We start from the raw sequence: 25,645 nt of genomic DNA, 5'->3' as shown, positions 1-25,645 counted from the left end.
ACGGCGACGTCGCAGGTCAGCCGGCGATCGGTGCCCAGCCGTAGACGCGCTCGACGCGCAGGGTGACCAGCAGCCGGCGCTCGCGGACCATGGCGGCCCGGAAGTCGGCCCAGTCCGGGTGCTCGCCGTTGAGGGCGCGGTAGTGCTCGACCAGGGCGTCGACCGCCTCGTCGTCCGGGGCCGCAGCCACCGGGCCCAGCTCGGCGGTGGCCTCGGCCACGGCATACGCCCCGAGGTCCGGTGTCGTGACCATGAGGCTGGCGCGGGGGTCCCGGCGCAGGTTTCGCGTCTTGGCCCGGTCGTCGGTGACCGAGACGAGGGCGGTGCGGGCCGAGGCGTCCCAGAGGTAGCCCACGTTGGACAGCTGGGGGCGTCCGTTGCCCCGGATGGTGGCGAGGACCGCGCGCCGGGTCGTGCCGAGCAGGTCCCACAGCGGCTGGTCGTCGGTGCTCACCCGGCCACGGTGCCACACGGTGCCCTGTGGTGCCGGGCAATGCCGGGCGGTGCCGGGGCGGTGCGCCACAATGCCCGCATGACGCAGGGGGAGGCGCCGCAGGTCGTGCCCGGGGTCGCCGCACGGTCCGCGCCGGGCGCTTCGGGCGCGAGCCGACGCGCCGCGGGCGCGAGCCGGTGGGCCGAGGCGGCGGTCGCCCACGTGGACGGCCTGGCGCAGGGTCCGCCCCTCGACCGGAGCCTGCGGGTGACGGTGAACTTCCACCCCGACCGCGTGTCCCACGGGCTGACCGTGCTCGAGCACCTGGCGCGCGACGGGGTCTACCGGTCGCAGTTCGAGACCGGCACCAGCAACGGCGGCCTCACCGCGCACCCCGGTGGCGACCGGTGGCGCTGGGAGCAGCGGATCTTCGGGCACGCGTACGACGACGCCCCCGCCTCCGAGCGCCCGCGCTACGGCGCGCTCAACCACCGCCGGCGCGGCACCGGCGGCTCGCTGCGGTTCGGCTCGGCCCACCTGCGGCTTGCCGAGCACGTGCTGGACCGGACGACCTTCTGCTTCCCCGACTCGGTCTTCGAGCCCGTCGCCTTCGGGACGGCGAGGCGGTTCGACCTGGTGCGCCTCGCCGACGACTTCGACGCGCGGCCGCTCACCGATGCCATCGAGCTCAGTGAGGGCGGGGTGCTCGACGACTACGTCGAGGCGCACGTGCACGGCACCCTGGCGCTCGCGACCGACGTCGAGGCGCTCGTCCTCGACCCGGCCCACCGCGGGACGGCGACGCAGGCGCAGGCGGAGGCGCTCGGCATACCCGTGGAGTGGCACGAGGGGCGGCGCCTCGCGGTCGACGAGCTCGAGCGGCACCCGGACTTCCGCGGGCCGCACGTCGTCGAGGTCGGCCGCCGCGTCGCACGCGACGGGGTCCTCGACGCGGCGGTGGTCTGGGACGCCGTCCGCGCCGGCGACGAGGACCCGCAGGACCTCAAGAAGGTCTGGCACCACGTCGCCCGGTTCGGCTCGCCGGTGGCCTGAGCGAGGCTGGGACAGGCCGGCCCACGGGCCGAGCCGGCTGCGCCGGGGCCCCGATCGGCGGGCCGCGACGTCGCGGGTTAGCGTGCGAGCCATGGACCTCGTCACCATCGACGCCCCCGACGGACCGGCCGAGGCGTACGTCGCCCGCCCCGACAGCGGCAGCGGCCCCGGCGTGCTCTTCTTCATCGACGCGATCGGGCTGCGGCCCCGGATCGCCGAGATGGCCGACCGCATCGCCTCCTGGGGCTACGTCGTGCTCGCCCCCAACGTGCTCTATCGCAGCGGCACCGCCGCCGAGACGAGCCCCACCACCGACCTGCGCCAGCCGGGCGCGCGGGAGGCCTTCTTCGCCCACACGGGACCGCGCATCGAGGCGATCACCGCTCCCCGGGCCGAGGCCGACATCCGGGTCTGGACCGACACCCTGGCCGGGCTCGAGGGCGTGGACCCGGAGGGCCCGTTCGGCACGGTGGGCTTCTGCATGGGGGCGCGGCTCGCCATCCGTGCGTCGGGCCTGGACCAGCGGTATGCCGCGGTCGGCGGCTTCCACGGCGGCGCCCTGGCGACTGACGCGCCGGACAGCCCGCACCTGTCGCTCGCGACGGCTCGCGCCGAGTACGTCTTCGGGCACGCGGACAACGACGGCTCGATGCCGCCGGAGCAGGTCGCCCGCCTCGGGGCGGCGCTCGACGCGGCCGGCCTCGTCGCGCGCAACCAGATCTACCCCGGTGCCGCGCACGGCTACTCGATGGACGACACGTCGATGTACGACGAGGCCGCCACCGAGCGGATGTTCACCGAGCTCGAGGCGCTGTTCGCCCGCACCCTCAAGGCGATTTGAGCGCGAGCACCCGGCACACGCCCCAGCCACCCGCGGCTCCCCGCTGCTCCCCGCGAAACGGCAGTTGCTGACGTGAAACGGCGGTCCCGGAGTCCCGTTTCACGCACGCAACTGCCGTTTCGCGCGCGCGGGGGCCGGGCGCCCCGCGCGGGACGGCGGGCGTCTATCGTCGTCGGATGCGTCGCACGCTCTGGTTCGGGCTGGTCCTCGTCCTGGTGACGGGGTGCGCCCAGGCGACCGAGCGCACACCCCGCACGACGGCCGCCGCGCCGACCACGGACGGCACGGCCAGCGCGACGACCCGCCCCACGACGACGACCGGCACGACGACGCCGACGACCACGAAGCCGAAGCCCGCGCCCAACGTGAAGCCCACCCCGCGCCCGACGACCCCCAGGCCCTCCGCCACCGGCCTGACCAGCCTGCGCGGCGACACCCGCAACGCGATCGCCTGGGCGCCGCTCTCGAACCCCGCCGACGTGCACGTCGAGGGCTCGGTCCCGAGCTACCGCGCCTGGTCGACGTCGAAGGTCCTCGTCGTGGCGGCCTACCTCGACACCGTCGTCGACGGCGACCCGAGCCGCATCCCGGCCAGGGAGCGCGGCTGGATCAAGGCCGCCCTCACCGCTTCAGACGGCGACGCCGTCGTCGCGATCCGGAACGAGATCCCCGGCCGGCCCGGCCCCGCCATCGACCGCGTCCTGCGCAGCATCGGCGACACCACGACCTCCGCCCCCGACACCTCGCAGGGCTCGATGCAGTGGAAAGTCCGCCAGCAGCTGCGCTTCATGGCCGCCCTGCACTCCGGCCGGGTCGTCTCCCCGGAGGCCAGCGCCTTCCTCCTCGGCCAGATGCACCCCATCGCCGCGCACCGGTGGGGGCTCGGGCGGATCGGGGCCGGCGCGTTCAAGGGCGGCTGGCTGCGTGCCGACACCGAGACCCGCCAGATGGGGATCGTCGGCGGGTATGCCGTGGCCATCATCACCGCGGGCGACGGCCCGGCCGTCCTGCAGACCGACGGCGACTCGGCCCACGTGCAGCAGATGGACCGCCTCGCCGCCCTCCTGGCCACCCGCCTGCGCTGAGCCGCCGCAGGCCACCTCGGCCGGTGGTGGCCGCGAAACCGAGTTGGGACCCAGGGGCCGGACCCGCGAGGATGCCGCCCATGGCTTCCCAGGCGAAGAAGTTCCCAGACCTCTGGCTCGACCCCGACGAGGACCCCAGGGCGGCGGCCGGCAGCTCCGCGACCGACGAGCGCAGCGTGCTGCTCGACTACCTGCGGCACTTCCGGATGACCTTCGAGCTCAAGTGCCAGGGACTCGACGCCGAGCAGATGGCCCGCCGGTCGGTCGAGCCGTCGACGATGTCGCTGCTCGGGCTCCTGCGGCACCTCGCCCACGTCGAGCAGGTGTGGTTCCGGATCACCATGGAGGGCAACGAGATCCCGCGGCTGTGGGGCAAGGACCAGGACCGGGAGGCCGACTTCGACGGCGCCGTCGCGGACGACGCGGTCGTGGCCGAGGCCTGGGAGGCGTGGCGCCGCGAGGTCGCCCACGCCGAGGAGTTCGTCGACCGCGCGCAGAGCCTCGAGCTCGTCAGCCTGCACCCCACCCGCGACCCGATCACCCTGCGCGAGCTGCTCGTGCACCTCATCGAGGAGTACGCCCGCCACTGCGGCCACGCCGACCTCATCCGGGAGCGGATCGACGGGCGCACCGGCCAATAGCCTGTCCGGGTGAGCGACGAGCAGCGAGACGACCCGGTCCAGCGGTATGCCGCGCTGCGGCCCGAGCTGGTCGGGGTCACCGAGGGCTTCACGGCGCTCGTCCGCGAGCTGCTCGACGACGCCGGCATCAACTACCTCAGCGTCACCGGGCGCACCAAGAGCGTGGAGTCCTTCGCCGCCAAGGCCTCGCGGACCGTCGACGGCCACCCCGTCTACGCCGACCCGCTCAAGGACGTCACCGACCAGATCGGCGTGCGGGTCGTGACCTACCTGCGCGGCGACGTCGCGGCCGTGGCCGACGTCCTCGCCGACCAGTTCAGTGTGTTCGACGACCGCGACATGGGGCGTGAGACCGCCCAGCAGGGCCGGTTCGGGTACGCCAGCCGGCACCTGCTCGTGGCGCCGGACCCCCTCAAGGCGCTGCCCCCGGCATACGAGGGGCTCAAGGGGCGCACCGCCTCGGTTCAGGTGCGCACGATCCTGCAGCACGCGTGGGCGGAGTTCGAGCACGACATCCGCTACAAGGGCACGGTGCCGCAGGAGCACGTACCCGACCTCGACCGACGTTTCACGCTGGCCGCCGGGCTGCTCGAGCTCGCCGACCGGGAGTTCTCCGAGATCCGCGACCGGCTGCAGGCGAGCATGGAGGGCCAGCAGGTGCCGGCGGGCCAGGAGGACCCCAGGATCGGCGCCGCCGACCTCGCCACCTTCCTCGCCGGGCAGTTCCAGGGGGCACGCTGGTCGCGCACCGACCACTACGCGTGGATCTCCGGCCTGCTGCTCGAGCTGGGGATCACCTCGCTCGACGAGCTCGCCGGGCTGCTGCGCTCGATCGACGTCGACGGCATCACCGCGCGGATGGGCTACCGGCACGCCCCGGCCGCCGTCCGCCGGCTCGACGACGCGCTGCTCGCGGTCTTCGGGCAGCGCTACATCGGCCTGCACGGCAACGCCCACCGCGAGGCGGCGCTGCGGGCCAGGCTGGAGAAGCTCCGCGCCTGACCCGCTGCCCCCTCAGCGCTGACCCCTCAGCGCCGCCCCCTCAGCGCCGCCCCCACCGGCGGTCTTTGAGCGATCACGGCGACCAGGACCGCTGCGATCGCTCAAGGACGCGGTGCTGCCGCCCCCTCAGCGGCGGGTGGCCGTCACCAGCAGGTACTCCCACGGCATGACGCCGCCGTCGAGGTGCCGGTCGCCGAGCTCGGCCAGGGCGGCGTCGAGCGCCGTGACCTGCGCGGCGTCGTCGGCGATGCGGCGGTAGGTCGCGATGGTCGGGCCGTAGTAGGCCTTGAAGAAGTCGCGGAACTCGCTGCCGTCGGCGAACCGGTCCACCGGCAGCTCCTCGCGGACCGCTTCCAGGCTCGTGACGCGGTCGCCGAACAGCGCCCGCACATGGTCCTCGTCGCCCCACAGCGGCGGCGGCTGCGCGCCGGGGGGCGGCGGCGCGGCATACGGCTTCATCGTCGCGAACATCTGGCCGATGAAGCCCGCCGGCGTCCAGCTGACCAGCGCCACCGTGCCACCGGGGCGGGTGACCCGCAGCAGCTCGTCGGCCGCGGGCTGGTGGTGCGGCGCGAACATCACGCCGACGCACGAGGTGACCGCGTCGAACGTGGCGTCGTCGTAGGGCAGCCGCTCGGCGTCGCCGACCTCCCAGGTGAGCTCGATCCCCGCGTCGCGCGCGGCGGAGCGGCCGGCCTCGAGCAGCTCGGGCGTCAGGTCGCTGGCGACGACGTCGGCCCCGGCCGCGGCAGCGGGGATCGCGACGTTGCCCGAGCCGGCGGCGACGTCGAGCACCCGGTGGCCCGGCCCGATGCCGGCGGCGGCGACGAGCCGGTGCCCGAGCGCCGCGATGACCTCCGAGGCGACGGCCGGGTAGTCGCCGAGCGCCCACAGCGCGCGGTGGGCGGCCTTGAGCGCCGTGTCCTCCGGGGTGGCGGTGGTGGTGCCGGTGGTCGTGGTGCTGGTGGTCGTGGTGCTGGTGGTCGTGGTGCTGGTGGTGGCGCCGGCGGTGCCGGTCTGTGCAGTCATGGTGTGCTCCTCGCTGGTCCGTCCTGCCGGACCAGCGTGCGACCCGGGTGGTCGGGCGCTCCAGTGCCGGATGTGTACCGGGAGCGGTTCTGGATCTGTACTAGCCGCCGCACCACTGCCGGGCGTGTACTGGTGGGCACGAGCCGAGGGAGTGTGCGCGATGACGTCGTACGGCCAGTTCTGCCCGGTGGCCAAGGCCATGGAGGTCCTCGACGAGCGGTGGACCCTGCTCGTCGTCCGGGAGCTGCTCATGGGGAGCACCCACTTCAACGAGCTGCGCCGCGGCGTCCCGAAGATGTCGCCCGCGCTGCTGAGCAAGCGGCTGCGGTCGCTGGAGCGGGCCGGGATCGTGGCCCGGTCGGTCCGGGGCCAGCGGGTCGTCTACGAGCTCACCGAGTGCGGACGCGAGCTCGAGCCGGTCGTGAACACGTTGGGGCAGTGGGGACTTCGCTGGATCGGCGACCTCGGCGAGGAGGACTACGACCCGCACCTGCTGCTGTGGGACGTGCGCCGCTCGATCCCGGTCGACCGCTGGCCCCGGTCGCGGACCGTCCTGCGCATCTCCTTCGACGACGTCGCCCGCCCGGTCTCGCACTGGTGGCTCGTCGTGGCCCACGGCGAGGTGGACCTGTGCGACTACGACCCCGGCCACGAGGTCACCGCGACGCTCGAGACCAGCCTGCGCACCCTGACCCGCATCTGGCGTGGCGAGCTGGTCTGGCCGCAGGCGCTGCGCTCCGGCGAGGTCGTCCTCGAGGGGCCCGCGTCGGTCCGGCGCGAGGTCCCCGAGTGGCTCGGGTACTCGCTGCTCGCCCAGTCGCTGCAGCCGGCCTGACACCTCGGGGCCGCGCGCCCCGTCGCCTAGGGTGGACCGGTGGCGTGGGGGCGTTGGGGGAGCAGGCTGCTCGTCGTGGGCGGGCTCGTCGGGCTGCTCCTCGTGGGGTGGTCCCACGGCCGGTACCAGACCGTCTGGGGCGACACTCCCTGCGAGCGGGACCGGGCGCTGTGCGACGAGGTCGCGAACGTCGCCGCCCAGCGGCAGCTCTGGTGGTGGTATGCCGCGTGCGGCCTCCTCCTGGTCGCCGGCCTCCTCGCCACGCTGGTTCGCCGGGGTCTGGCCCCCAGGGCCGCCGGACGGGATGGCGCGGCTGCAGGCACGGCGACCACAGCGACCACGCAACCCTCCGCGTCCCTCGACGCCGGACCCGCGGTCCCGGTCTCGGTCACGACGTGGCGGGTGGCGCTCTCCGCCGCCGCCCGGGCAGCGGCCGTGGCCGTGGGCGTGCTGGCTGCCGCGCCGTTCTGGCTCTTCGGGGGGTCCGCCCTGCTGCTGGCGACCGGCGTGGTGGCCGTGGTCGTCCTCGCGTGGCTGGTCGACCTGCGCCTGCGCATGTCGGGGCGGGCGGGTGGCCTCGGCGCCCTGCTCGGGGCGGGGCTGGCGGGGGTATCGGCGGTGGTGGCCTCCACCGTGGTGGTGGCAGCGACGGTGCACTGGTCCTCGGGGCGGCCCGGTGGCGACTCGTGGGGCTGGCTCCTGGGAGGCCTGGTCGTCGGTGCCGCCCTCGGGACGGCGGCGGCGGTCGCGCCCCTCGTGCGCCTCGACCGGCGGGGTCTGCGCGTCGCCGCGACCGCCGCGTGGGTGGTCGTCGTCCTGGCCGCCCTGGTGGTTGCCGCCAGCCCGCCGGGGCGGGAGGCCCTGGGCGGCCTGCAGCGCGACCTGTACCCGCCGGCGCTCGCCGCACCCCCGGCCGGGCCGCCGGTCGCGGAGCCCGCGCCGGAGCCGGTCCCGACCGCGCAGTCCCCGTCACCCGCGCCGCCCCGTGGGCCCCGGACCGTGCCGGCGGGGCGGGCGTGCGCCCCCGGCGACCTCACCCTGTCCGCGCGGGGCTGGGACTCGGCGATGGGCACGTCGGCCGTCACGCTGGTCGTCACCAACGGCAGCACCAGTGCCTGCTGGGTGCAGGGGTTCCCGACCGTGCGGATCGCCCAGGGCGGACGCGACCTCGACGTCGACGTGCGCCGGTCGACGACGACGGCATACGGGGCGGTCGCGCGGCGCGGACGGGTTGGACTGCCTCCCCGAGGTGGGGAGGCAGCCGCCGCGCTGTCGTGGAAGGGCTACCGCGCCATGGCCGACGCGCGGAGCCCGCAGCTGCTGTCGGTGTCCCTGCCCGGAGCGACAGCCCCGCTGCTGCTGCGCCTCGACGGCGCTGCGCCGCGCATCGACGTCGTCGAGGGCGCCGCCATGGACCTCGGCCCGTGGCAGTACCCCGACGCCGGTTGACCCGTCGTCACCCACCGACCGCTCGACCCACGCGCGAGGTCTTTGAGCGATCGCGGCGGTCATCACCGCCGGTACCGCTCAAAGACCCCGGAGTGCGGGTGTGCCGGTGGCTCAGCCCTCGTGGATGGGCTGCTTGGGCAGCTTGCGGACCTTGGCCCGCCGGCGACGCCGCTCGGGGATCATCGAGCGCATCTCCTCCAGCTTGCCGAAGCACAGCAGCCGGTCCTCGGCCTCGAGCAGCTGGCCGGGCTTGGGGTTGGGGACGACCTGCGTGCCCCGGTGCAGCGTCAGCACCGTGATGTCACGGTCGGTCAGGCCCGAGTCGCGCAGCGGCTGACCGACGAGGTCGGACGCCGAGTGCACGACGAGCTCGGCCACGCCGTACCCCGTCGACACCGTGAGCCGCTGGCGGACGTCGATCTCGGGGAAGGCGACCTGGTTCGAGACGTAGTCGATGATCGCGCCGGCGACGTCGAGCTTGGTCGCGGTCTCGATGCCCTGCAGCCCGGGCGAGGAGTTGACCTCCATGACGAGCGGACCCTCGTTGCCCTCGAGCATGTCCACGCCCGCGACCCGCAGCCCCATGATCTGGGCCGCCCGGACCGCCGTCTGCTCGTACTCCGGGGTCAGCTCGACGCCCTCGACCGTGCCGCCGCGGTGCACGTTGGACCGGAACTCCCCGCCCTGCGCGGTGCGCCGCATGGCCGCGACCACGCGGTCGCCGACGACCAGGGCGCGGATGTCGCGGCCGCGGCTCTCGGTGACGAACGCCTGGATCAGCACGTTCTGCTGCGTGCTCTGCAGCGTCTCGATGATGGCCTCGGCGACCTTGATCTCAGGGGCGAGGATGACGCCGATGCCCTGGGTCCCCTCGAGCAGCTTGATGACGACCGGTGCCCCGCCCACGCGGTTGATGGCGGCGTTCACGTCGGCGCGGTTGCGCACGAACGTCGTGGCCGGCATACCGATGTTGTGCCGCGAGAGGATCTGGGTGGCGCGCAGCTTGTCGCGGGAGTTGGCGATCCCGTTGGCGGTGTTGGGCGTGTAGACGTCCATCTGCTCGAACTGGCGCACGACGGCGGTGCCGAAGTACGTGATCGAGTTGCCGATGCGCGGGACGACAGCGTCGTAGTCGGACAGGGGCCGGCCACGGAACTGCAGGTCCGGCTCGGGACCGGACAGGTCGATCGCGAAGCGAAGCGTGTTGAGCACCTTGACGTCGTGGCCGCGGTCGAGGGCCGCGGTGCGCAGGCGCTGGGTGGAGTACGTGCGGGGGGCACGCGAGAGGATTGCCAGTTTCACGGGGACGTCCCTGCCAAGATGGACCGGTGTCGAAGCCGAACCATCTAAGCACCCCCGTCGGGTGGCGCGAGTGGGTGAGCCTGCCCGGAGTTGGTGTCCCGTGGCTCAAGGCCAAGCTCGACACCGGGGCGCGCACCTCGGCCCTGCACGCGTTCGACGTCGAGGAGCAGGACCGGGACGGCGAGGACTGGGTGCGGTTCTCCGTGCACCCGTGGCAGCGCTCGCCCCAGGACGCCGTCACGGTCGAGCGCCCGGTGCACGACCGCCGGTCGGTGCGCAGCTCGTCGGGGCACCTCGAGGACCGGTTGGTCGTGCAGCTCGAGCTCTCGCTGGTCGGCCGGCCCGTGACCGCGGAGGTCACGCTCACCAACCGCGACGCGATGGGCTTCCGGATGCTCGTCGGCCGCGAGGTGCTGCGCCAGGGCTTCCTCGTCGACTCCTCGCGGTCCTACCTCGGTGGGCGCCCGCCGCTGTCGGTGCGGCGCCAGAACCGGGGTCGCTGATGGCCCGCCCCTCGTTCGCGATCGGCCCGGTGCGGGTCCGCGCCGGCAGCAAGCAGGACGTCGGCCTGCCGATCACGCGCCTGGTCACCGGCGCCGAGCTCAGCCTCCCGGTGCAGGTCATCCACGGCCGCGAGGACGGCCCGACCGTGTGGGTCAACGCGGCCATCCACGGCGACGAGGTCGTCGGGGTCGAGGTCGTGCGGCGCGTGCTCGCCGGGCTGTCCCCGAAGACCCTGCGCGGCACGCTCATCGCCGTCCCCATCGTCAACGTCCACGGCTTCATGGCGGGCGACCGCTACCTGCCTGACCGCCGCGACCTCAACCGCTCGTTCCCCGGCTCCTCGCGCGGGTCGCTGGCCGGGCGGCTCGCGCACCTGATGATGACCGAGGTGGTCGCGCCCTGCGAGGTCGGCATCGACCTGCACACCGGCTCCGACGGGCGCACCAACCTGCCGCAGGTGCGCGCCGACCTCGACGACCCCAAGACCGTCGCGCTCGCCGAGGCGTTCGGGGCGCCGGTCATGCTGCACGCCAAGCTGCGCGACGGCTCGCTGCGCTCGGCCGCCCGGGAGATGGGTGCGACCGTCCTGCTCTACGAGGCCGGGGAGCCGTGGCGGTTCGACGAGTGGGCGATCACCGCGGGGGTCGTGGGGGTACGCCGCGTGCTGGCTGCCCTGGGCATGACCGATCCCGTGGACCTCGCCGAGGAGCCGAGCCTCGCCTGCCGCACGAGCGGCTGGGTCCGCGCGCGCGCCACCGGCATCCTGCACCTCGAGGTCGGTCTCGGCCGTCGGGTCGCGCAGGGGGAGCGGCTCGGCGCCCTCTCGGACTCGTTCGGCCGGACGCTGCGGCTGGTGCGGGCCGACCGCGACGGCATCGTCATCGGCCACAGCCGGGCGCCGCTGGTCAACCGCGGCGACGCGCTCGTTCACATCGCGTCGGCCTGAGCCGGGACCTGCCCGTGCCGCTGCAGTCCGTCGAGCTCGTGCTCGACGCCGTGACGGACGAGGCGGTGCGCGGGCTGTGGGCGGCACTGGCGCAGGCCGGCCTGCCGAGCCAGGCAGACCACCAGGGCCCGACGAACGCGCCCCACGTGACCCTCGCGGCGGTGCCCCTCGTGACGGCGGCGGCGGAGCAGGCGCTGGTGCCACTCGCGGCTCGGCTGCCGATGCGGCTCGAGCTCACCGGCCCGGCGCTGCTGGGGGAGCGGCGCCCGGCGCTCGTCCTGCCGGTGGCGCCGGACGCAGCCCTCGACGCCTTGCACCGGCACGTGCGCTCGGCTCTCGTCGAGACCGTGGGGATGGTGGACGAGCTGCCGTGGCGACCGCACATCACGCTGGCACGCAGGCTGCCCGACGACGTGGCCACGGCTGCGCTCGCGTATGCCGCGTCGTTGCCGATCCCGTCCGCGGCCGTCGCCACGGCCGTGCGGCGCTGGGACCCGGAGCTCCGCCGGGCCTGGCTCGTGGGCTGACCGCCCGGGACCCCGGCCGCTCGCGCGACCGTCTACGTCATCGGACCCTCGCCGTCGTCGGTGGTGCCTCCTAGCCTCGGGAGGACAACCCCACCACCGTCAGGAGGACGACGATGACGTCACGGCTCAACCCCTACATCGGGTTCAAGGACACCGCGCGCGATGCGCTCACGTTCTACCAGGAGGTCTTCGGCGGCGACCTCACGATGAGCACCTTCGGCGAGTTCGGGCACGCCGACCAGCCCTTCGCCGACGGCATCATGCACGGCCAGCTCGAGACGCCCCAGGGCTTCACGCTCATGGTGGCCGACACCCCGCCCGGCATGGAGTACCGCGAGGGCAGCCGCATCTCGGTCAGCCTCTCGGGGGACGACGACGAGCTCCGCCGCTTCTGGGACAAGCTGTCCGAGGGCGGCAGCGTCTCGGTCCCCATGGACAAGCAGCCCTGGGGCGACGAGTTCGGCATGTGCACCGACCGGTTCGGCGTGGACTGGATGGTCAACATCGCCGGCGACCACTCCCCCGCGGCCGCGCAGGGCTGACCGGGGCGCCCGGGGGGCGACTGGGCGCAGGCCGACCTGCCGGCCCCGGCCGCCTGCGGACAGGGTCGTCAGTCGACCGGGCCGCGGTTGCGCTCCTGGAACGCGAGCGCCGGACCGGCCAGGATGCCGCCGTCCACCGGCAGCGTGATGCCGGTGACCCAGGAGGCGTCGTCGGAGGCGAGGAACGCGACCGCCGCCGCGATGTCCTCCGGCTCGCCGACGCGGCCCATCGGGTAGAGCGGGACGAGCGCGTCCGGGTCCTGGTCGTCCCAGACCCGGGTGCGGACCGTGCCCGGCGCGACGACGTTGAACCGCACCGGCCGCTGACCCTCGCCCACGCGGGTGGCGGAGTACTCGACCGCGAGGTTCTGCGCCAGGTTCGGCAGGGCCGCCTTGGCCAGCGAGTAGCCGACGTTGCCGAAGGCGGCGAGCCCGTTCACCGACCCGGTCATGACCACGGCCCCGCCCCACGCGGAGGTGAGCAGCTGGGGCAGGGCGGCCTGGATGGTCCGCACCGTGCCGTGCAGGGTCGGCTCGAGCTGGAACGTCCACGCCGCGTCGTCCAGCGCGTCGAACCCCTCGCCGGTGGCGACCCCTACGTTGCACACCAGCACGTCGAGCGCGCCGAACTGCTCCACGACGGCGGTCACCGCGCGCTCCAGTGCCTCCGCGTCGGTGACGTCGCACTCCACGGCCACGGCTCGGTCGCCGAGGGTGGCGGCGGCGTCCTTCGCCGCGGCCGGGTCGAGGTCGGCGAGCGCGACGTTCGCCCCTTCCGCGTGCAGGCGCGTCGCGACGGCGCGGCCGATGCCGTGGGCGGCGCCGGTCACGAGGGCGGTGCGGCCGGCGAACCGGGCGAGGGCGGGCGTCGCGGGGGAGGTCATGGCCCGAGTCTGTCGGATCCGCGCTCGCCGAGGGCGAACGCCACGAGCCCGTCGGGCGACAGTTGCCCGGCGAGGACCTCGACCGACCACCGGCGGTCCGCGTCCGGCAGCCGGTCCGTCGCCAGCACGTCGTCCGCGAAGTCGAGAAAGTCGTGCAGGGCCCGGGTCGCCTGCGCGTACCGCAGCCGGACCGGGTCGAGCCGCACCTGCCCGTAGCCCTCGGCGAACGCCGCCTGGTCGGCCGCTGTCGGCGTCGCGAGCACACCCCCCACCACGAACATGAGGTCCCACTCCGGGGTCGCGCGCGCAGCGTCGTCCCAGTCGACCAGCCAGACGCCGTCGGCGCCGTCGTCGGCGCCCTCGCCGGCCAGGAGCACGTTGCCCGGGTGCGGGTCGGTGTGCGCCACCACCCACGGCGCGTCGGCCCACGCGTGCGGGTCGGACGCCGCCCTGCGGGCCAGCTCGCCGACCGCGAGGAGTCGCTCGCGCCCGCCCTCGGCCCACAACCGCAGCAGCTCGCCGACGTGCGCGTCGTCTCCGCGCCCAGCGTCCGCCCCGCGCCCAGCGTCCGCCCCGCGCCCAGCGCCTGCCCCGCGCCCAGCGCCCGCCCCGGTGCGTGCGTCCGTCCCGGTGCGTGCGTCCACGCTCGCGGCCGCCCCGGTACCTGCGTCAGCAGTCGCGCCTGCCCCGGGCCGCGGTGCCCGCGACGTCGCCAGGCGGTCGTCGAGCGCGTGCAGTCGTGCGAGGAGCGGCTCCGGGTCCCGGCCGGCCGTCGGCAGCCCGCGCAGTCCGGGGGCGTCGGCCGGCACCCGGTGCAGGGCGGAGAGCAGGGCGCCGAGCGAGCGCCAGTGGCCCGGTGCGAGCCCCACGTCGAGGCCACGCCGGTCCGAGACCCACGGCACGACGCTCAGCCGCACGCCGTCGCGCTCGGACGCCCACCCGTCCTCGAGCGAGGGCAGCGGTGCCGGGACGCCGGGGACGCCCGCCCTCGCCAGGTGGCCCGCCACCACGATGCCCGGCTGCGGCCCGGTGCTGGTCTTGACGGCATACGCACGGCCGTCGCTCGTCTCGCCACGGAGCAGGTCCGCGCGCGCGTCGGCGCCCACCCCGACGGGGTGGACGCCGACGAGCTCGACGCCGAACTCCTCGCGGACCCGGCGCAGGAGGTCGCGGGTCAGTGGACCATCACCGGCGGCGCGCCCTCGGCGTCCGCGTCGTCGAGCAGGTGCGACTCCTCGTGCTTGCGCGGCAGGAAGAGTGCCGCGACGAGCGACAGGCTCACGAGCGAGGCGGCCACCCAGAAGGTGTTGGCGTACGCCTCGGCCGCGAGCTTGGCGACCTCGTCGGCCAGGGCCTGGGCCGCTGCCGCCGGACTGCCCCCGTGCGCGGCGAAGAACTGCCCGACGAGCGGGAGCTTCGCCGCGGCAGCCTGTGCCGCCTGCGGGCCCTGCGTGGCGGCGACCTCGAGGTACTGGCCGCCCTGGGCCGCGAGCGGCCTGCTGTTGATCTGGTTGGTCAGGACGACCGAGAAGGTCGCGACCCCGACCGAGCTGGCGATCTGCTGGGTGATGTTGAGCAGGGTGGACCCGCGGGCGACGTCGTGGTGGGTCAGCGTCTTCAGCGCCGACGTCATGATCGGCATCATCGTGCCGCCCATGCCCAGGCCCATGACGAACAGCACGGGGATGAGGAAGCCCCAGTGCGAGGAGTCGGCCTCGATCTGGGTGAGCGTGAACATGCCGCCGATGATGAGGACGAGCCCGACCGGGACGATCCGGCCCACCGGGAAGCGGTCGGCGAGGGCGCCCGCGATCGGCATGGTGAGCATGGCCCCGACACCCTGGGGTGCTACGAGCCAGCCCGCGGTGAGCGGCGTCTCGTGCTGGACCTGCTGCAGGAACTGCGGGATCAGCAGCAGGCCGCCGAAGAACGACGCGGCGAAGATGAACATCGTGATGATCGAGACCGTGAGGTTGCGGTTGCTGAACAGGCGCAGGTCGAGCAGCGGGTGCTTCGGCTTGAAGCTGTAGAGGACGAACGCGACCATCAGGGCGAGGCCGACCAGGCCGGGCAGCAGGACCTTGGTGTGGCCGATGCCGCCCTCGCCCGGGATCGAGGAGACGCCGTACAGGAACAGGGCCAGGCCCGGGCTCATCATGAGCATGCCGACGAAGTCGAAGGACTCGGAGGGCTGCGGGTTGTCCTTGGGCAGGGCGAAGAACGCGTAGACGAGGGCCACGAGGCCGATCGGCGCGTTGATCAGGAAGATCCAGTGCCACGTGAAGTGGTCGATCAGCCAGCCGCCGAGGATCGGGCCGAAGATCGGGCCGAGCAGCATCGGGATGCCGAGGATCGCCATGAGGCGGCCCATCCGCTTCGGGCCGGCGGCGCGGGTCATGATCGTCATGCCGAGCGGCATGAGCATGCCGCCGCCGAGGCCCTGCAGGACGCGGAAGCCGATGAGCATGCCGATCGAGCTCGCGGTCGCGCACAGCACCGAGCCGAGGGTGAACAGCAGGATCGCCATCATGTACAGGCGCTTGGTGCCGAAGCGGTCGGCGGCCCAGCCCGACATCGGGATGACGGTGGCGAGGGCGAGGGTGTAGCCGGTGACGGTCCACGCGACGGTGGAGTAGGCCAGCGGCTCGCCGCCGAACGCGGTCTGGAAGGTGCGCAGGGCGACGTTGACGACGGTGATGTCGAGGATCGACATGATCGCCCCGAGGACGACCACGCCGGCGACCTTGAGGACGGCCGCGTCGATGTTCTCGGGGTACTTCACAGGAGTCGTGGCTGGTGCAGACACGGGTACCTCTTCGGACGGTGACAGGTTCGGACGTGTGCCCACGGCGAAGCCGCGAGGCGGTGGCTGAGTGGTGCGCGACCCTGCGACGCCCCCCTCGACCGAGGCTAGTACCGGCCCCCGACAGTGCGCCCCCTCTTTTTGGACGGCCGGTTACCGGACGGCTGGCCCCCCGCTCACCCGGCCGACCTCCCGATCGGGGCCTACCTCCCGCCCGCCCTGCCGCGCTCCGCGTCACCGGGCGGGTGCGGCGCCGCCGGGTTAGCGTCGTGCCCATGGTCGACGTCGTCCGCTCCTTCCCTGTCAGCCGCCCGCCCGCCGAGGTGGTCGCCTACCTCGCCGACTTCTCCAACGCCGTGGCCTGGGACCCCGGCACGGTGCGCTGCGAACGCGTCGACGACGGACCCGTGCAGGTCGGCTCGCAGTGGCGCAACGTCTCGAAGGTGCTGGGGCGCGAGACCGAGCTGGACTACCGGCTGGTGACGATGGACAGCGACCACGTCGTCCTGCGCGGCACGAACAAGACCGCCACCTCGACCGACGACATCCGCGTGGTGGCGTCGCCGACCGGCAGCACGGTGACCTACCACGCGCACATCGAGTTCAACGGGATCGCCAAGCTGGCCGAGCCGCTGATGCAGCGGGTCTTCGAGAAGCTCGGCGACGAGACGGTGGAGGGCATCCAGCGCGAGCTGGGCGCCCCGTAGCGCCCGCCGCGGTGTCCGTGGGCGCAGGCCCGGATATGCCGTAGCGTCGCCACCGTGCGCCCGTCACCACCCGCCCCGCGGCCGGACCCGGCGCCCGGTGGTGGGCCGCGGACCGACGCCGAGGTCCCGGCATACTGGCGCGGCCTCGGGCTCCCCGGGCTCGCCGACATCCACGTGCACTTCCTGCCCGAGCGGATGCTGGACAGGGTGTGGGCCTACTTCGACGAGGCGGCGCAGCACTACGGGCAGCCGTGGCCGATCCACTACCGCGACGACGAGCCCACGCGGCTGGCGACGCTGCGGGCGCTGGGGGTGCGGGCGATCCCGTCCCTGACGTACCCGCACAAGCCGGGCATGGTGCAGTGGCTCAACGACTGGTGCGCCGACTTCGCCGCCCGCGTGCCCGACGCCGTCCACAGCGCCACGCTCTACCCCGAGCCAGGGGTCGGCGACCTCGTCGAGCGGGCGCTGGCCGACGGTGCGCGGCTGTTCAAGATGCACGTGCAGGTCGGCCGCTACGCCCCCGACGACCCGCTGCTCGACCCCGGCTGGGCGGCCCTCGAGGCGGCCGGGGTGCCGGTCGTCCTGCACGCCGGCTCCGCACCCAAGGACGGTGAGCACACGGGTCCGCGGCCGGTCGCGGCGGTGCTCGAGCGGTTCCCCGAGCTCGTGCTGGTCATCGCCCACCTCGGCATGGGCGAGTACGACGCGTTCGCCGACCTCGCCGAGCGGTACCCGCGCGTGCACCTCGACACGACCATGGCCGGCACCGACTACGCGAACGCCTTCGCGCCCATGCCGCCGGCGTACGTCGAGCGGCTGGCCGGCCTGGCCGACCGGGTCGTCCTGGGCTCGGACTTCCCCAACATCCCCTACCCCTACGCCCACCAGCTCGAGGCGCTGCACCGGCTCGGCCTCGGTGACGACTGGCTGCGGAAGGTGCTGTGGCACAACGGTGCCCGCCTCCTGGGCTTGGACGAAGGGGACTCCGCGGGGGTGGCCGGATCGGGGGCGGCATCGGAGGGGACCGGGTCGGAGGTGCGCGGTGGCTGACCGCGTCGCCGAGGCCATGCAGGACCTGTATGCCGTGGAGCCGGACGAGTTCATGGCGACCCGTTCGCGCCTGGTCGCCGACGCGAAGGCGGCCTCGGACAAGGAGGCGGCGACCGAGATCGGCAGGCTGCGCAAGCCGAGCCTCGCCGCGTGGGCGGTGAACCTCACGGCCCGGGAGGCCGAGGACGTCGTGGCCGACCTCGTAGACCTGGGGGAGCGGATGCGGTCGGCCCAGTCGCGGCTCGACGCGGCCGCGCTGACCGGCATGCGCAAGGAGCGGGACGCCACCGTCGAGGTGTACGTGCGGGCTGCGACGCGGGCGGTCTCCGACGCGGGCCGGTCCCTCAGCCCGGCCGCGCAGCAGGAGGTGCGGGCGACCGCGATCGCGGCGCTCGCCGACGAGCAGGCGTCTGCTGCCGTGACGTCGGGGCAGCTGACGCGCTCGCTGTCCTACAGCGGGTTCGGCGAGGTCGACCTTGCCGAGGCCCTGGCGCGGACCACCGGCGGCGCGATCCTCACGGTGGTGCCCGGGGGCCGGGGGCCGGGGCCGGCGGGTCGATCCGGAGGTGGCGGGAAGGCAGCCGGCGACGAGGCTGGGGACGAGCCGGTCGGCGACGAGCCCGGGCACGAGCCGGCCGGCGACGAGGTGGCCGAGCGGCGCGCAGAGCGTGAGGCCGAGCTGGCCGAGGCGGAGCGCCGGCTGGCCGACGCCGAGCGCGCGGTCGCCGCCGCCCGGGAGCGCGCCGAGGAGACCCGCGAGCGGCTCGCCGTGGTCGAGCGGCAGCTGGCCAAGGCCCGGGAGGCCGACGAGCGCGCGCTGGAGGCGGTCACCGACGCCGTCCGCGACCGCAAGCAGGCCCAGGCGGCGCGGGACGAGGCGCGCAAGGCGCTCGGCGAACCCGACTGAGCCAGCCGCGCGTCACCAGCCGTGGGTGCCGGGACCGCCCTTGAACGGGCCGACCACCGCGTCGGTGACCCAGCCGCCGTAGAAGCCGCCCTCCTGCGGACGCACCGTCTCCCCGTCGACGACGCAGCGGTCGACGAGGCCCGGCATCACGGCATACGTCCCTGCCAGGACCTCGAACCCGCGGGTGGGCTCGGGGTAGGTCCACACGGCACGGGCCGCCACGACGTCGCCGGCCACGAGGTCGAGGTAGGCCGCGCGGCCCTTCCACTCGCACCACGACGAGCCCTCGGCGGGTCGCAGCGCGCCGGGGGCGAACGCGTCGGCGGGCAGGTAGTACGTCGGCGGGTGGCTGGTCTCCAGGACCCGCCAGGAGCGGGTCGTGTCGGCCACCCGGACGCCTCCCAGCCACACCTCGACGTGCTGGCTGCTGGGCTCGACGCGCGGCGGGCGGGGGTAGTCCCAGACGGACTTCTGCCCCGGTCCCGGGGGCAGCGGCGTGGGGCGGCGCATGGCGCCACGGTAGGTCGTCGCGGGCGATCGCGCCGGTTGCGTCCTACGGTGGGGTCCGGAGGTGGTCCGATGCCAGACCCGACCAGCGAGCAGCAGGCCGACACGTCCCGGGAGGGGATCGACCCGGACGTCCCGCCGAGCGGCGCCGGGTGCGTCGAGTGCCTCGAGGCGGGGGGCTGGTGGGTCCACCTGCGCCGGTGCGCCCAGTGCGGCCACATCGGGTGCTGTGACACCTCGCCCTCCCAGCACGCGACGGCCCACCACCGCGAGACCGGCCACCCGGTCATCACCAGCTTCGAGCCGGGCGAGGACTGGTTCTGGGACTTCCCGAGCGGGCAGGGGTTCCTCGGCCCGAGGCTCGCCGACCCCCAGAGCCACCCGGTCGACCAGCCCGTCCCGGGTCCGGCGGGGGCCGTGCCCGCGGACTGGCGCGACCACCTGCACTGAGCCGCGGCAAGCCCCATCCGCCGCGGCCGGGTCGCCACGTCGGCCGCGCCACCAGCCGGCAAACCCCTACTCGCACCTCCAGCGGCTCAGGGTCGACCCTGAGGGGACTAGTCCGGCATGGGGGTCGAGATGGGTAGAAAGCCGGATGCGCCGGGACCCCCACGGACGTCACCGTGGGGCCATGGCCCTCCACACCGAGCCGAGACCGTCGACGGCGACGACCGCAGCCCTGCGTCGTCCGGCCGCACGGCACCGGCTCGCCCGCCGCGTACCGGGGGGTCGCGGCGGGGGGAGGGCCGCCAAGCTGCTGCTGTCCGGCGGCCTGGCGGTGGGCATCCTCGCCCTCGCACTGCCCAAGGTGGCGGGCGCCGGCTGGTCGCAGATCGCGGCCGTCCTCGGCGGGCTCAGCCTGCTGCAGGTCGCCGTGCTCACGGTCGTGTGGCTCGCCGGGTTGTGGGCCCAGACCCCGGCCCTCACCGCGGCGATGCCGGGCCTGTCGCACCGCCGTGCCCTGCTGCTCAACCTCACCGGCTCGTTCGTCTCCAACCTGCTGCCGCTCGGCGGCGCCGCCGGCACCGTTGCCAACTGGCGGATGGCCCGGTCGTGGGGGTTCACCACCGCCGCGTTCGGCCGCTGGGCCGTCATCACCAACCTCGTCGACACCCTGCTGAAGTTCGTCCTGCCCGGCCTCGCGCTCCTGTGGCTCGGCGTCGCCGGGGTGGAGGTGTCGAGCAGCGTCAGCACCGCGGCATACGTGGGGCTCGGGCTGCTCACCGCGAGCGTCCTCGTGGTGTGGCTCGTCGCCCGCGACGACCGAGCGGTGCGCTGGCTCGGCCGGTGCGCCGACCGGGTCGTGGCGCGGGTGCGGTTCCTGCCCCGCGCCGAGGAGGGGTATGCCGAGCGGGCCGCGTCGTTCCGCCGCGAGAGCGCCGGCCTGGTCGCCGCCGGCTGGGGCCGGATGGTCGGCGCCAAGCTCGCGTATGCCGCGCTGCAGGCGCTGCTGCTCTGGGCCGGGCTGCGGATGATCGGCGCCGACGTGCACCCGGCGGTCGTGGCCGCGGCGTTCGCGGTGGAGCGGATCCTGACGATGGCCGCGATCACGCCCGGGGCGTCGGGGATCGTGGAGCTCGGGATGGTGGGGGTGCTCGTGGCGTTCGGGGTGCAGCCGGCGCTCGCCGCTGCCGGGGTGCTGCTGTACCGCGGGTTCGTCTTCGGTGCGGAGATCCCGGTGGGCGGGCTGTCGATGCTCGCCTGGTCGCTGCGGCGTCGCCCCGTCCCGGCACTGCCTGCCTAGGCTCGTCGGGTGACGCCCGACCCGACACCGCAGGACGACCTCACCCCGGAGGGGTCGCACGCCGAGCTGCTGGCGTGGGCCCGGACCCGGCTCGGGCAGGAGCGGGAGCGGACGCTCGCGGCGCTCGCGGACCGCGAGGCCGACGTCGCCGCGATGGTCGCGGCGTCGGAGGGGTCGAACGCCGACGACGAGCACGACCCGGAGGGCGCGACGATCGCCTTCGAGCGGGCCCAGGTCGACGCCCTCGCCCGGCACGCGCTGGCCCACCTCGAGGAGGTCGCGGCGGCGCTGCGCCGGGTCGAGGACGGGAGCTACGGCGTGTGCACCGTGTGCGGGCGACCCATCCCGCCCGAGCGGCTCGAGGCCCGGCCGACGGCGACGACCCACGTGGCCTGCGCCGTCTGACGGCGTGGTCGGCCCTGCCCCGGCCTCGGCCCGGGTTTGGGGGTGCAGGGGTGACGGATACGCCACGTCTGCACCCCCGAACCCGCCGGGAGGGGTCGGCCGCAGCGGTCGCGACGGCGAGGGGAGCCCGGGTCAGCGGGTGGGCTGGAAGCCGCGCAGCCGCAGGCTGTTCGTCACGACGAACACCGACGACAGTGCCATCGCGGCGCCGGCGATCATCGGGCTCAGCAGCCCCGACGCCGCCAAGGGGATCGCAGCCACGTTGTAGGCGAACGCCCAGAACAGGTTGCCGCGGATCGTGCCCAGGGTGCGTCGCGCCAGCCGGATCGCGTCCGGCGCCGCGCGCAGGTCGCCCCGCACGAGTGTCAGGTCGCTGGCCTCGATGGCGACGTCGCTCCCGGTGCCCATCGCGAGCCCGAGGTCGGCCTGGGCCAGGGCAGCCGCGTCGTTGACGCCGTCGCCGACCATCGCGACGACCCGGCCCTCGTCCTGCAGGCGCCGCACCACGTCGACCTTGTCCTGCGGCAGGACGTCGGCGACGACCTCGTCGATGCCCACGGCCTGGGCGACCTCGTGGGCCGCGGCCTCGTGGTCGCCGGTCAGCAGGACAGGGCGCAGCCCGAGGTCCCGCAGCCGGCGGACGGCCTCGGCCGAGGTGTCCTTGACCGTGTCGGCGACCGCGACGACGCCGCGAGCCCGGCCGTCCCACGCGACGACGACGGCGGTCGCGCCGCGACCCCGCGCGGTGTCGAGCGCGGCCGCGAGCTCCTCGGGCACGGTCACCGACCAGTCGGCCATCAGCTGCGGGCGTCCGACGACGAGCGCCCGGCCCTCGACCACGCCCTGGACGCCGAGGCCCGCGGTCGAGGCGAAGTCCGCCACCGGCGGCAGGTCGCCGGCCTCGGAGGCCTCGGCGGCGCGCGCCGTGATGGCCGCGGCCACCGGGTGCTCGGAGGCCGCCTCGACCGCCCCGGCCAGCCGCAGCACCTCGGCCGCGTCCTCCCCGGGCGCGGGCACGACGTCCTGCACCGTCATCCGGCCCGTGGTCACGGTGCCCGTCTTGTCGAGCACGACGGTGTCGACGCGGCGGGTGGACTCGAGCACCTCGGGCCCGCGGATGATGAGCCCCAGCTGCGCGCCGCGCCCGGTCCCCACCATGAGCGCGGTCGGGGTGGCCAGGCCGAGGGCGCAGGGACAGGCGACGATGAGGACGGCGACCGACGCGGTGAACGCAGCCGTCCACCCGGCCCCCGCGCCGGCCCAGAAGCCGAGCGTGGCGACGGCCAGCACGATCACGACCGGCACGAACACGGCCGACACCCGGTCGGCCAGCCGCTGCACCTGGGCCTTGCCGTTCTGGGCGTCCTCGACGAGCTGTGCCATCTGCGCGAGCTGGGTGTCCGCCCCGACGCGGGTGGCCCGCACGACCAGGCGTCCGCCGGCGTTCACGGTCGCGCCGATGACGGCGTCGCCCGGGCCGACCTCGACCGGCACGGACTCACCCGTCACCATCGAGGCGTCGACGGCGCTGGTGCCCTGCTCGACCTCACCATCGGTCGCGATCTTCTCACCGGGCCGCACGACGAACCGCGTGCCGACGGCCAGCTCGGAGACCGGCACGCGCTCCTCACGGGCCGAGTCACCCTCGCCCCGCAGGACGCTGACCTCCTTGGCGCCCATCTCGAGCAGCGCACGCAGCGCGGCGCCGGACGCGCGCTTGGCCCGCGCCTCGGCATACCGGCCGGCGAGGAGGAACGCGGTCACGCCCGCCGCCGCCTCGAGGTAGATGTTGCCCGCACCGTCGGTGCGCTCGAGGGTGAGGCGGAACGGGTGGACCATGCCCGGTTCGCCGGCCGTGCCGAGGAAGAGGGCGTACAGCGACCACCCGAGCGCGGCGAGCGTGCCGACCGACACGAGCGTGTCCATGGTCGACTGCCCGTGCCGCAGGTTGGTCCAGGCGGCGCGGTGGAACTGCCAGCCGCCCCACACGACGACGGGTGCGGCAAGGACGAGGGAGGCCCACTGCCAGTAGCGGAACTGCCACGCCGGCACCATCGCGAGGACGATGACCGGGGCGGCGAGGGCGGCCGAGACGAGGAACCGGTGGCGCAGGGCCTGCAGCGCGGTGTCGGCCTCGTCCTCCCCGGACCCGGCGGCGGTCGCTGCGGGCTCCCGGGGTGCGGGGACCTGCGCGGTGTAGCCGGTCTGCTCGACCGTCTGCACGAGGTCGGCGGGCGTGAGGGTGTCGGGAAACGTCACGCGGGCCTTCTCGGTCGCGTAGTTGACCGACGCCGTGACGCCCTCGAGCTTGTTGAGCTTCTTCTCGATCCGGGCGGCACAGGACGCGCAGGTCATCCCCCCGATGACGAGCTCGACGTCCCGGGTGGCGGTGGTGCCCGCAGGCCCGGTCGTGGTCACTGCGCCAGGCTGTAGTTGCCCGCCTCGTCGAGCGCGGCGGACACCTCGGCCGGGGTGAGCTCGCGGTCGGCCTGCACGGTCACGGCGGACGTGCCGCCGGCCACGAGGTCGACCTGGACGTCGCTGACACCGTCGAGGGCGGTGAGCTCCTCGGTCACGGCGCTCGCGCAGTGGCCGCAGGTCATGCCGACGACGTCGAAGGTCTGGGTGCTCATGGGGTTCTCCTCAGGGGTTCGGTCGGTCGTGGTCAGGTCCGGGCTCAGGAGCGGACGAGGCGGGCGATCGCGTCGCTGGCCTCGCGGACCTTCTCCTGCGCCTCGGGGCCGCCGCTGCGGGCGGCGTCGACGACGCAGTGCTCGAGGTGCTCCTCGAGCAGCTCGAGCGAGAAGGACTGCAGCGCCTTGGTGGCGGCGGCGACCTGGGTGAGGATGTCGATGCAGTACTTGTCCTCGTCGACCATCCGCTGCAGGCCGCGCACCTGCCCCTCGATGCGACGCAGCCGCTTGAGGTGGCTGTCCTTCATCGGGGTGTACCCGTGCACCGGGGACTCTGTCTCGCTCATGGCCATGCCAACATCATACCCCCCGCCCGTATTTCCGGGCGAGGGGCAGGTCGGGTGGAGACAGCAAAACGGCAGTTGCTGACATGAGACGGGTCTTCAGGACTGCCGTTTCACGTCCGCAACTGCCGTTTTGCGAGGGACGGTGCGGTGTATGCCGGGCGCGGGCGCCCCGGCGGAGGGTCAGCGCAGGGGGTTGAAGGGCTTGAGCTGCTCGACCTGCTTGCCGGTGACCATGGTCTGGGCGAGCAGGCGGCCGGTGACCGGGCCGAGGGTGATCCCCCACATGCCGTGGCCACCCGCGGCATACACCCGGGGGCTCTTGGTGGCACCGATGAGCGGCAGGCCGTCGACCGTGCAGGGGCGCGAGCCCACCCACTCGTCCTGGCGGGCGTCGAGGTCGGCGCCGCGCAGCAGCGGGCGGGCGGCCTCGGCGATGGCGGAGATGCGGCGCTGGTCGAGGGCCGCCTCGGGCTTGCGGAACTCCATCATCCCGGCGACGCGCAGCCGGTCGCCGATCGGCGTGCAGGCGACCCGCTGGGCGGGGAAGTAGACGGGGCCGTTCGGGACGTGGTCGATCGCGACCGAGAACGAGTAGCCGCGGCCGGCCTGGACGACGTTCCGGACGCCGAACTGCCGCGCCAGCTTCCCGAGCCAGGCGCCCGTCGCGAGGACGGCGGCGTCGAACTCCTCGACCGCGCCCTCGGCGGTGGTGACGGCGACGCCGCGACCGGTGTCGCGGATGTCGGACACCGTGGCGCCGTCGACGATCTTGCCGCCCCGGGCGCGCACCGAGTCGGCGAGGGCGTGGACGTAGGCGCCGGGGTTGATGAACCGCTGGCCCTTGAGCAGGATCGCCGCGCCGATCTCGTCGGACAGGCTCGGCTCGATCGCCCGCGCCTGGTCGCCCGTGAGCGCCTCGAACTCGATCGCCTGACCCGCGGCGTGGATGTGCTCGATCTCCTCGAGCAGCGTGCGGCGCTCGGCCTCGGTGCGGTACGACGCGAGGAACGACCTCGCCTCGACCGTGTCGGCCTGCACCCCGCCCGCCTTGAGCAGGTCGAAGCTCTCCAGCGACAGGTCGTTCACCGGCACGAGCGAGCCCATGGCCTTCTTCCAGGCCTTCATCGTCGAGTGCCGGGTGAAGCCGGTGACGAAGCGCAGGAAGTCCGGGTTCGCGCTCGGCGGCACGTAGACCGGCGACGACGGCGACAGGACGGCGCGGATGCCGTACTTGAGGACCGCGGGCTCGGGCAGGGGCGTCGCGATGCCCGGCGTCAGCCAGCCGGCGTTGCCCCACGACGACCCGGCGGCCACGCCCTCGCGGTCGAGCACGACGACCTCGACGCCGTGCTCCTGGAGGAACCAGGCGGTGGACAGGCCCACCATGCCGGCGCCGACGACGGCAACACGACGGGGGGCGGGGAGACCGGCAGCGGTGACGGCGGGGGAGGAGGTCATGTCCTCGA

The 25,645-nt window shown here is 74.4% G+C and carries 28 protein-coding genes; 17 read left to right on the top strand and 11 right to left on the bottom strand.

What is annotated here, in order from left to right:
* Positions 1-16: 16 nt before the first annotated feature.
* Complete coding sequence (locus RKE38_RS07960; RefSeq protein WP_316006904.1) at positions 17-454, bottom strand: PPOX class F420-dependent oxidoreductase; 438 nt, start codon at positions 452-454, stop codon at positions 17-19.
* 78 nt (positions 455-532) lie between these two features.
* Between RKE38_RS07960 and RKE38_RS07955 the strand changes: the two genes are divergently transcribed.
* The 5 genes from RKE38_RS07955 (at position 533) to RKE38_RS07935 (ending at position 5,055) form a co-directional block, all read left to right on the top strand.
* Entirely contained in the window at positions 533-1,486 is a 954-nt protein-coding gene (locus RKE38_RS07955; RefSeq protein ID WP_316006903.1) for a DUF3626 domain-containing protein, read from the top strand.
* A gap of 91 nt (positions 1,487-1,577) precedes the next feature.
* Positions 1,578-2,327: a dienelactone hydrolase family protein gene (locus RKE38_RS07950; protein WP_316006902.1), complete on the top strand. Its 750-nt coding sequence runs from the start codon at positions 1,578-1,580 to the stop codon at positions 2,325-2,327.
* A gap of 176 nt (positions 2,328-2,503) precedes the next feature.
* A complete protein-coding gene (locus RKE38_RS07945) occupies positions 2,504-3,412 on the top strand; it encodes a hypothetical protein (RefSeq protein ID WP_316006901.1) in 909 nt (302 codons plus the stop codon).
* Positions 3,413-3,492: 80 nt separating this feature from the next.
* Complete coding sequence (locus RKE38_RS07940) at positions 3,493-4,053, top strand: DinB family protein (RefSeq protein WP_316006900.1); 561 nt, start codon at positions 3,493-3,495, stop codon at positions 4,051-4,053.
* A 9-nt stretch (positions 4,054-4,062) separates the two neighbouring features.
* Complete coding sequence (locus RKE38_RS07935) at positions 4,063-5,055, top strand: GTP pyrophosphokinase (protein WP_316006899.1); 993 nt, start codon at positions 4,063-4,065, stop codon at positions 5,053-5,055.
* Between the two features lie 126 nt (positions 5,056-5,181).
* Here RKE38_RS07935 and RKE38_RS07930 read toward each other — a convergent pair whose 3' ends face one another.
* On the bottom strand, positions 5,182-6,084 hold the full coding sequence (locus RKE38_RS07930) for a class I SAM-dependent methyltransferase (protein WP_316006898.1): 903 nt from the start codon (positions 6,082-6,084) through the stop codon (positions 5,182-5,184).
* Between the two features lie 160 nt (positions 6,085-6,244).
* Here RKE38_RS07930 and RKE38_RS07925 point away from each other — a divergent pair, with 160 nt between their 5' ends.
* Both RKE38_RS07925 and RKE38_RS07920 read left to right on the top strand, forming a co-directional pair.
* Positions 6,245-6,919, top strand: a complete 675-nt coding sequence (locus RKE38_RS07925) for a helix-turn-helix domain-containing protein (RefSeq protein WP_316006897.1) — start codon at positions 6,245-6,247, stop codon at positions 6,917-6,919.
* Between the two features lie 39 nt (positions 6,920-6,958).
* Positions 6,959-8,368 (top strand): DUF4232 domain-containing protein, encoded by a 1,410-nt coding sequence (locus RKE38_RS07920; protein WP_316006896.1) that lies wholly within the window; start codon positions 6,959-6,961, stop codon positions 8,366-8,368.
* Between the two features lie 111 nt (positions 8,369-8,479).
* Here the strand turns inward: RKE38_RS07920 and RKE38_RS07915 are convergent, their stop codons facing one another.
* A complete protein-coding gene (locus RKE38_RS07915; protein WP_310151868.1) occupies positions 8,480-9,670 on the bottom strand; it encodes a RimK family alpha-L-glutamate ligase in 1,191 nt (396 codons plus the stop codon).
* Between the two features lie 26 nt (positions 9,671-9,696).
* Between RKE38_RS07915 and RKE38_RS07910 the strand changes: the two genes are divergently transcribed.
* From RKE38_RS07910 to RKE38_RS07895, 4 genes are all read left to right on the top strand, one after another.
* Complete coding sequence (locus tag RKE38_RS07910; RefSeq protein ID WP_316006895.1) at positions 9,697-10,173, top strand: ATP-dependent zinc protease; 477 nt, start codon at positions 9,697-9,699, stop codon at positions 10,171-10,173.
* Positions 10,173-11,120, top strand: a complete 948-nt coding sequence (locus RKE38_RS07905) for a succinylglutamate desuccinylase/aspartoacylase family protein (RefSeq protein WP_316006894.1) — start codon at positions 10,173-10,175, stop codon at positions 11,118-11,120. Before RKE38_RS07910 ends, RKE38_RS07905 begins: the two co-directional genes overlap by 1 nt.
* 14 nt (positions 11,121-11,134) lie before the next feature.
* Positions 11,135-11,647, top strand: coding sequence for a 2'-5' RNA ligase family protein (locus tag RKE38_RS07900; RefSeq protein WP_316006893.1), 513 nt, complete (start codon positions 11,135-11,137; stop codon positions 11,645-11,647).
* 113 nt (positions 11,648-11,760) lie between these two features.
* Positions 11,761-12,189 carry a VOC family protein gene (locus tag RKE38_RS07895; protein WP_316006892.1) on the top strand — a complete coding sequence of 143 codons (429 nt, stop codon included), beginning with the start codon at positions 11,761-11,763 and terminating at the stop codon, positions 12,187-12,189.
* A gap of 68 nt (positions 12,190-12,257) precedes the next feature.
* On the opposite strand, the gene RKE38_RS07890 is transcribed toward RKE38_RS07895, so the two are convergent.
* The 3 genes from RKE38_RS07890 to RKE38_RS07880 all read right to left on the bottom strand — a co-directional run bounded on the left by RKE38_RS07890 (position 12,258) and on the right by RKE38_RS07880 (position 15,879).
* Entirely contained in the window at positions 12,258-13,073 is an 816-nt protein-coding gene (locus RKE38_RS07890; protein ID WP_316006891.1) for an SDR family NAD(P)-dependent oxidoreductase, read from the bottom strand.
* A complete protein-coding gene (locus RKE38_RS07885; protein ID WP_316006890.1) occupies positions 13,070-14,179 on the bottom strand; it encodes a phosphotransferase in 1,110 nt (369 codons plus the stop codon). Before RKE38_RS07885 ends, RKE38_RS07890 begins: the two co-directional genes overlap by 4 nt.
* Positions 14,180-14,247: 68 nt before the next feature.
* Complete coding sequence (locus RKE38_RS07880; RefSeq protein WP_316006889.1) at positions 14,248-15,879, bottom strand: DHA2 family efflux MFS transporter permease subunit; 1,632 nt, start codon at positions 15,877-15,879, stop codon at positions 14,248-14,250.
* Between the two features lie 272 nt (positions 15,880-16,151).
* Here RKE38_RS07880 and RKE38_RS07875 point away from each other — a divergent pair, with 272 nt between their 5' ends.
* Genes RKE38_RS07875 through RKE38_RS07865 form a run of 3 tightly spaced genes read left to right on the top strand, consistent with a single transcriptional unit; the run spans position 16,152 to position 18,543 of the window.
* Positions 16,152-16,583 carry an SRPBCC family protein gene (locus RKE38_RS07875; protein ID WP_316006888.1) on the top strand — a complete coding sequence of 144 codons (432 nt, stop codon included), beginning with the start codon at positions 16,152-16,154 and terminating at the stop codon, positions 16,581-16,583.
* 54 nt (positions 16,584-16,637) lie between these two features.
* Entirely contained in the window at positions 16,638-17,636 is a 999-nt protein-coding gene (locus RKE38_RS07870; protein ID WP_316006887.1) for an amidohydrolase family protein, read from the top strand.
* The gene (locus tag RKE38_RS07865; protein ID WP_316006886.1) at positions 17,629-18,543 is read left to right on the top strand and encodes a hypothetical protein; all 915 of its coding nucleotides are present in this window, start codon (positions 17,629-17,631) and stop codon (positions 18,541-18,543) included. Before RKE38_RS07870 ends, RKE38_RS07865 begins: the two co-directional genes overlap by 8 nt.
* 12 nt (positions 18,544-18,555) lie before the next feature.
* Here the strand turns inward: RKE38_RS07865 and RKE38_RS07860 are convergent, their stop codons facing one another.
* The gene (locus RKE38_RS07860; RefSeq protein WP_316006885.1) at positions 18,556-19,053 is read right to left on the bottom strand and encodes a DUF427 domain-containing protein; all 498 of its coding nucleotides are present in this window, start codon (positions 19,051-19,053) and stop codon (positions 18,556-18,558) included.
* Between the two features lie 69 nt (positions 19,054-19,122).
* Between RKE38_RS07860 and RKE38_RS07855 the strand changes: the two genes are divergently transcribed.
* The 3 genes from RKE38_RS07855 (at position 19,123) to RKE38_RS07845 (ending at position 21,199) form a co-directional block, all read left to right on the top strand.
* Positions 19,123-19,500, top strand: a complete 378-nt coding sequence (locus RKE38_RS07855) for a UBP-type zinc finger domain-containing protein (protein ID WP_316006884.1) — start codon at positions 19,123-19,125, stop codon at positions 19,498-19,500.
* 181 nt (positions 19,501-19,681) lie between these two features.
* Positions 19,682-20,794, top strand: coding sequence for a lysylphosphatidylglycerol synthase domain-containing protein (locus RKE38_RS07850; RefSeq protein ID WP_316006883.1), 1,113 nt, complete (start codon positions 19,682-19,684; stop codon positions 20,792-20,794).
* 9 nt (positions 20,795-20,803) lie between these two features.
* A complete protein-coding gene (locus tag RKE38_RS07845) occupies positions 20,804-21,199 on the top strand; it encodes a TraR/DksA family transcriptional regulator (protein WP_316006882.1) in 396 nt (131 codons plus the stop codon).
* A gap of 132 nt (positions 21,200-21,331) precedes the next feature.
* Here RKE38_RS07845 and RKE38_RS07840 read toward each other — a convergent pair whose 3' ends face one another.
* From RKE38_RS07840 to RKE38_RS07825, 4 genes are all read right to left on the bottom strand, one after another.
* Positions 21,332-23,554 (bottom strand): heavy metal translocating P-type ATPase, encoded by a 2,223-nt coding sequence (locus RKE38_RS07840; RefSeq protein ID WP_316007613.1) that lies wholly within the window; start codon positions 23,552-23,554, stop codon positions 21,332-21,334.
* A gap of 59 nt (positions 23,555-23,613) precedes the next feature.
* Positions 23,614-23,832, bottom strand: coding sequence for a heavy-metal-associated domain-containing protein (locus RKE38_RS07835; RefSeq protein ID WP_310151819.1), 219 nt, complete (start codon positions 23,830-23,832; stop codon positions 23,614-23,616).
* A 44-nt stretch (positions 23,833-23,876) separates the two neighbouring features.
* A complete protein-coding gene (locus RKE38_RS07830) occupies positions 23,877-24,179 on the bottom strand; it encodes a metal-sensitive transcriptional regulator (RefSeq protein ID WP_316006881.1) in 303 nt (100 codons plus the stop codon).
* Positions 24,180-24,359: 180 nt separating this feature from the next.
* Complete coding sequence (locus RKE38_RS07825; RefSeq protein WP_316006880.1) at positions 24,360-25,637, bottom strand: FAD-dependent oxidoreductase; 1,278 nt, start codon at positions 25,635-25,637, stop codon at positions 24,360-24,362.
* Positions 25,638-25,645 lie beyond the last annotated feature (8 nt).

The sequence above is a fragment of the Phycicoccus sp. M110.8 genome (assembly GCF_032464895.1).
Lineage (GTDB): Bacteria > Actinomycetota > Actinomycetes > Actinomycetales > Dermatophilaceae > Pedococcus.
The sequence above is the reverse complement of the archived record's forward strand: the minus strand, read 5'-3'. Positions and strand labels throughout refer to the sequence as shown.

What these genes read in the sequence shown, in the direction of transcription:
- RKE38_RS07875 (WP_316006888.1), top strand. Translation starts at nt 16,152, where the DNA reads ATGGTCGACGTCGTCCGCTCCTTCCCTGTCAGCCGCCCGCCCGCCGAG.
- RKE38_RS07895 (WP_316006892.1), top strand. Translation starts at nt 11,761, where the DNA reads ATGACGTCACGGCTCAACCCCTACATCGGGTTCAAGGACACCGCGCGC.
- RKE38_RS07950 (WP_316006902.1), top strand. Translation starts at nt 1,578, where the DNA reads ATGGACCTCGTCACCATCGACGCCCCCGACGGACCGGCCGAGGCGTAC.
- RKE38_RS07930 (WP_316006898.1), bottom strand. Translation starts at nt 6,084, where the DNA reads ATGACTGCACAGACCGGCACCGCCGGCGCCACCACCAGCACCACGACC.
- RKE38_RS07860 (WP_316006885.1), bottom strand. Translation starts at nt 19,053, where the DNA reads ATGCGCCGCCCCACGCCGCTGCCCCCGGGACCGGGGCAGAAGTCCGTC.
- RKE38_RS07945 (WP_316006901.1), top strand. Translation starts at nt 2,504, where the DNA reads ATGCGTCGCACGCTCTGGTTCGGGCTGGTCCTCGTCCTGGTGACGGGG.
- RKE38_RS07905 (WP_316006894.1), top strand. Translation starts at nt 10,173, where the DNA reads ATGGCCCGCCCCTCGTTCGCGATCGGCCCGGTGCGGGTCCGCGCCGGC.
- RKE38_RS07830 (WP_316006881.1), bottom strand. Translation starts at nt 24,179, where the DNA reads ATGAGCGAGACAGAGTCCCCGGTGCACGGGTACACCCCGATGAAGGAC.
- RKE38_RS07825 (WP_316006880.1), bottom strand. Translation starts at nt 25,637, where the DNA reads ATGACCTCCTCCCCCGCCGTCACCGCTGCCGGTCTCCCCGCCCCCCGT.
- RKE38_RS07850 (WP_316006883.1), top strand. Translation starts at nt 19,682, where the DNA reads ATGGCCCTCCACACCGAGCCGAGACCGTCGACGGCGACGACCGCAGCC.
- RKE38_RS07855 (WP_316006884.1), top strand. Translation starts at nt 19,123, where the DNA reads ATGCCAGACCCGACCAGCGAGCAGCAGGCCGACACGTCCCGGGAGGGG.
- RKE38_RS07955 (WP_316006903.1), top strand. Translation starts at nt 533, where the DNA reads ATGACGCAGGGGGAGGCGCCGCAGGTCGTGCCCGGGGTCGCCGCACGG.
- RKE38_RS07835 (WP_310151819.1), bottom strand. Translation starts at nt 23,832, where the DNA reads ATGAGCACCCAGACCTTCGACGTCGTCGGCATGACCTGCGGCCACTGC.
- RKE38_RS07890 (WP_316006891.1), bottom strand. Translation starts at nt 13,073, where the DNA reads ATGACCTCCCCCGCGACGCCCGCCCTCGCCCGGTTCGCCGGCCGCACC.
- RKE38_RS07925 (WP_316006897.1), top strand. Translation starts at nt 6,245, where the DNA reads ATGACGTCGTACGGCCAGTTCTGCCCGGTGGCCAAGGCCATGGAGGTC.
- RKE38_RS07940 (WP_316006900.1), top strand. Translation starts at nt 3,493, where the DNA reads ATGGCTTCCCAGGCGAAGAAGTTCCCAGACCTCTGGCTCGACCCCGAC.
- RKE38_RS07840 (WP_316007613.1), bottom strand. Translation starts at nt 23,554, where the DNA reads ATGACCTGCGCGTCCTGTGCCGCCCGGATCGAGAAGAAGCTCAACAAG.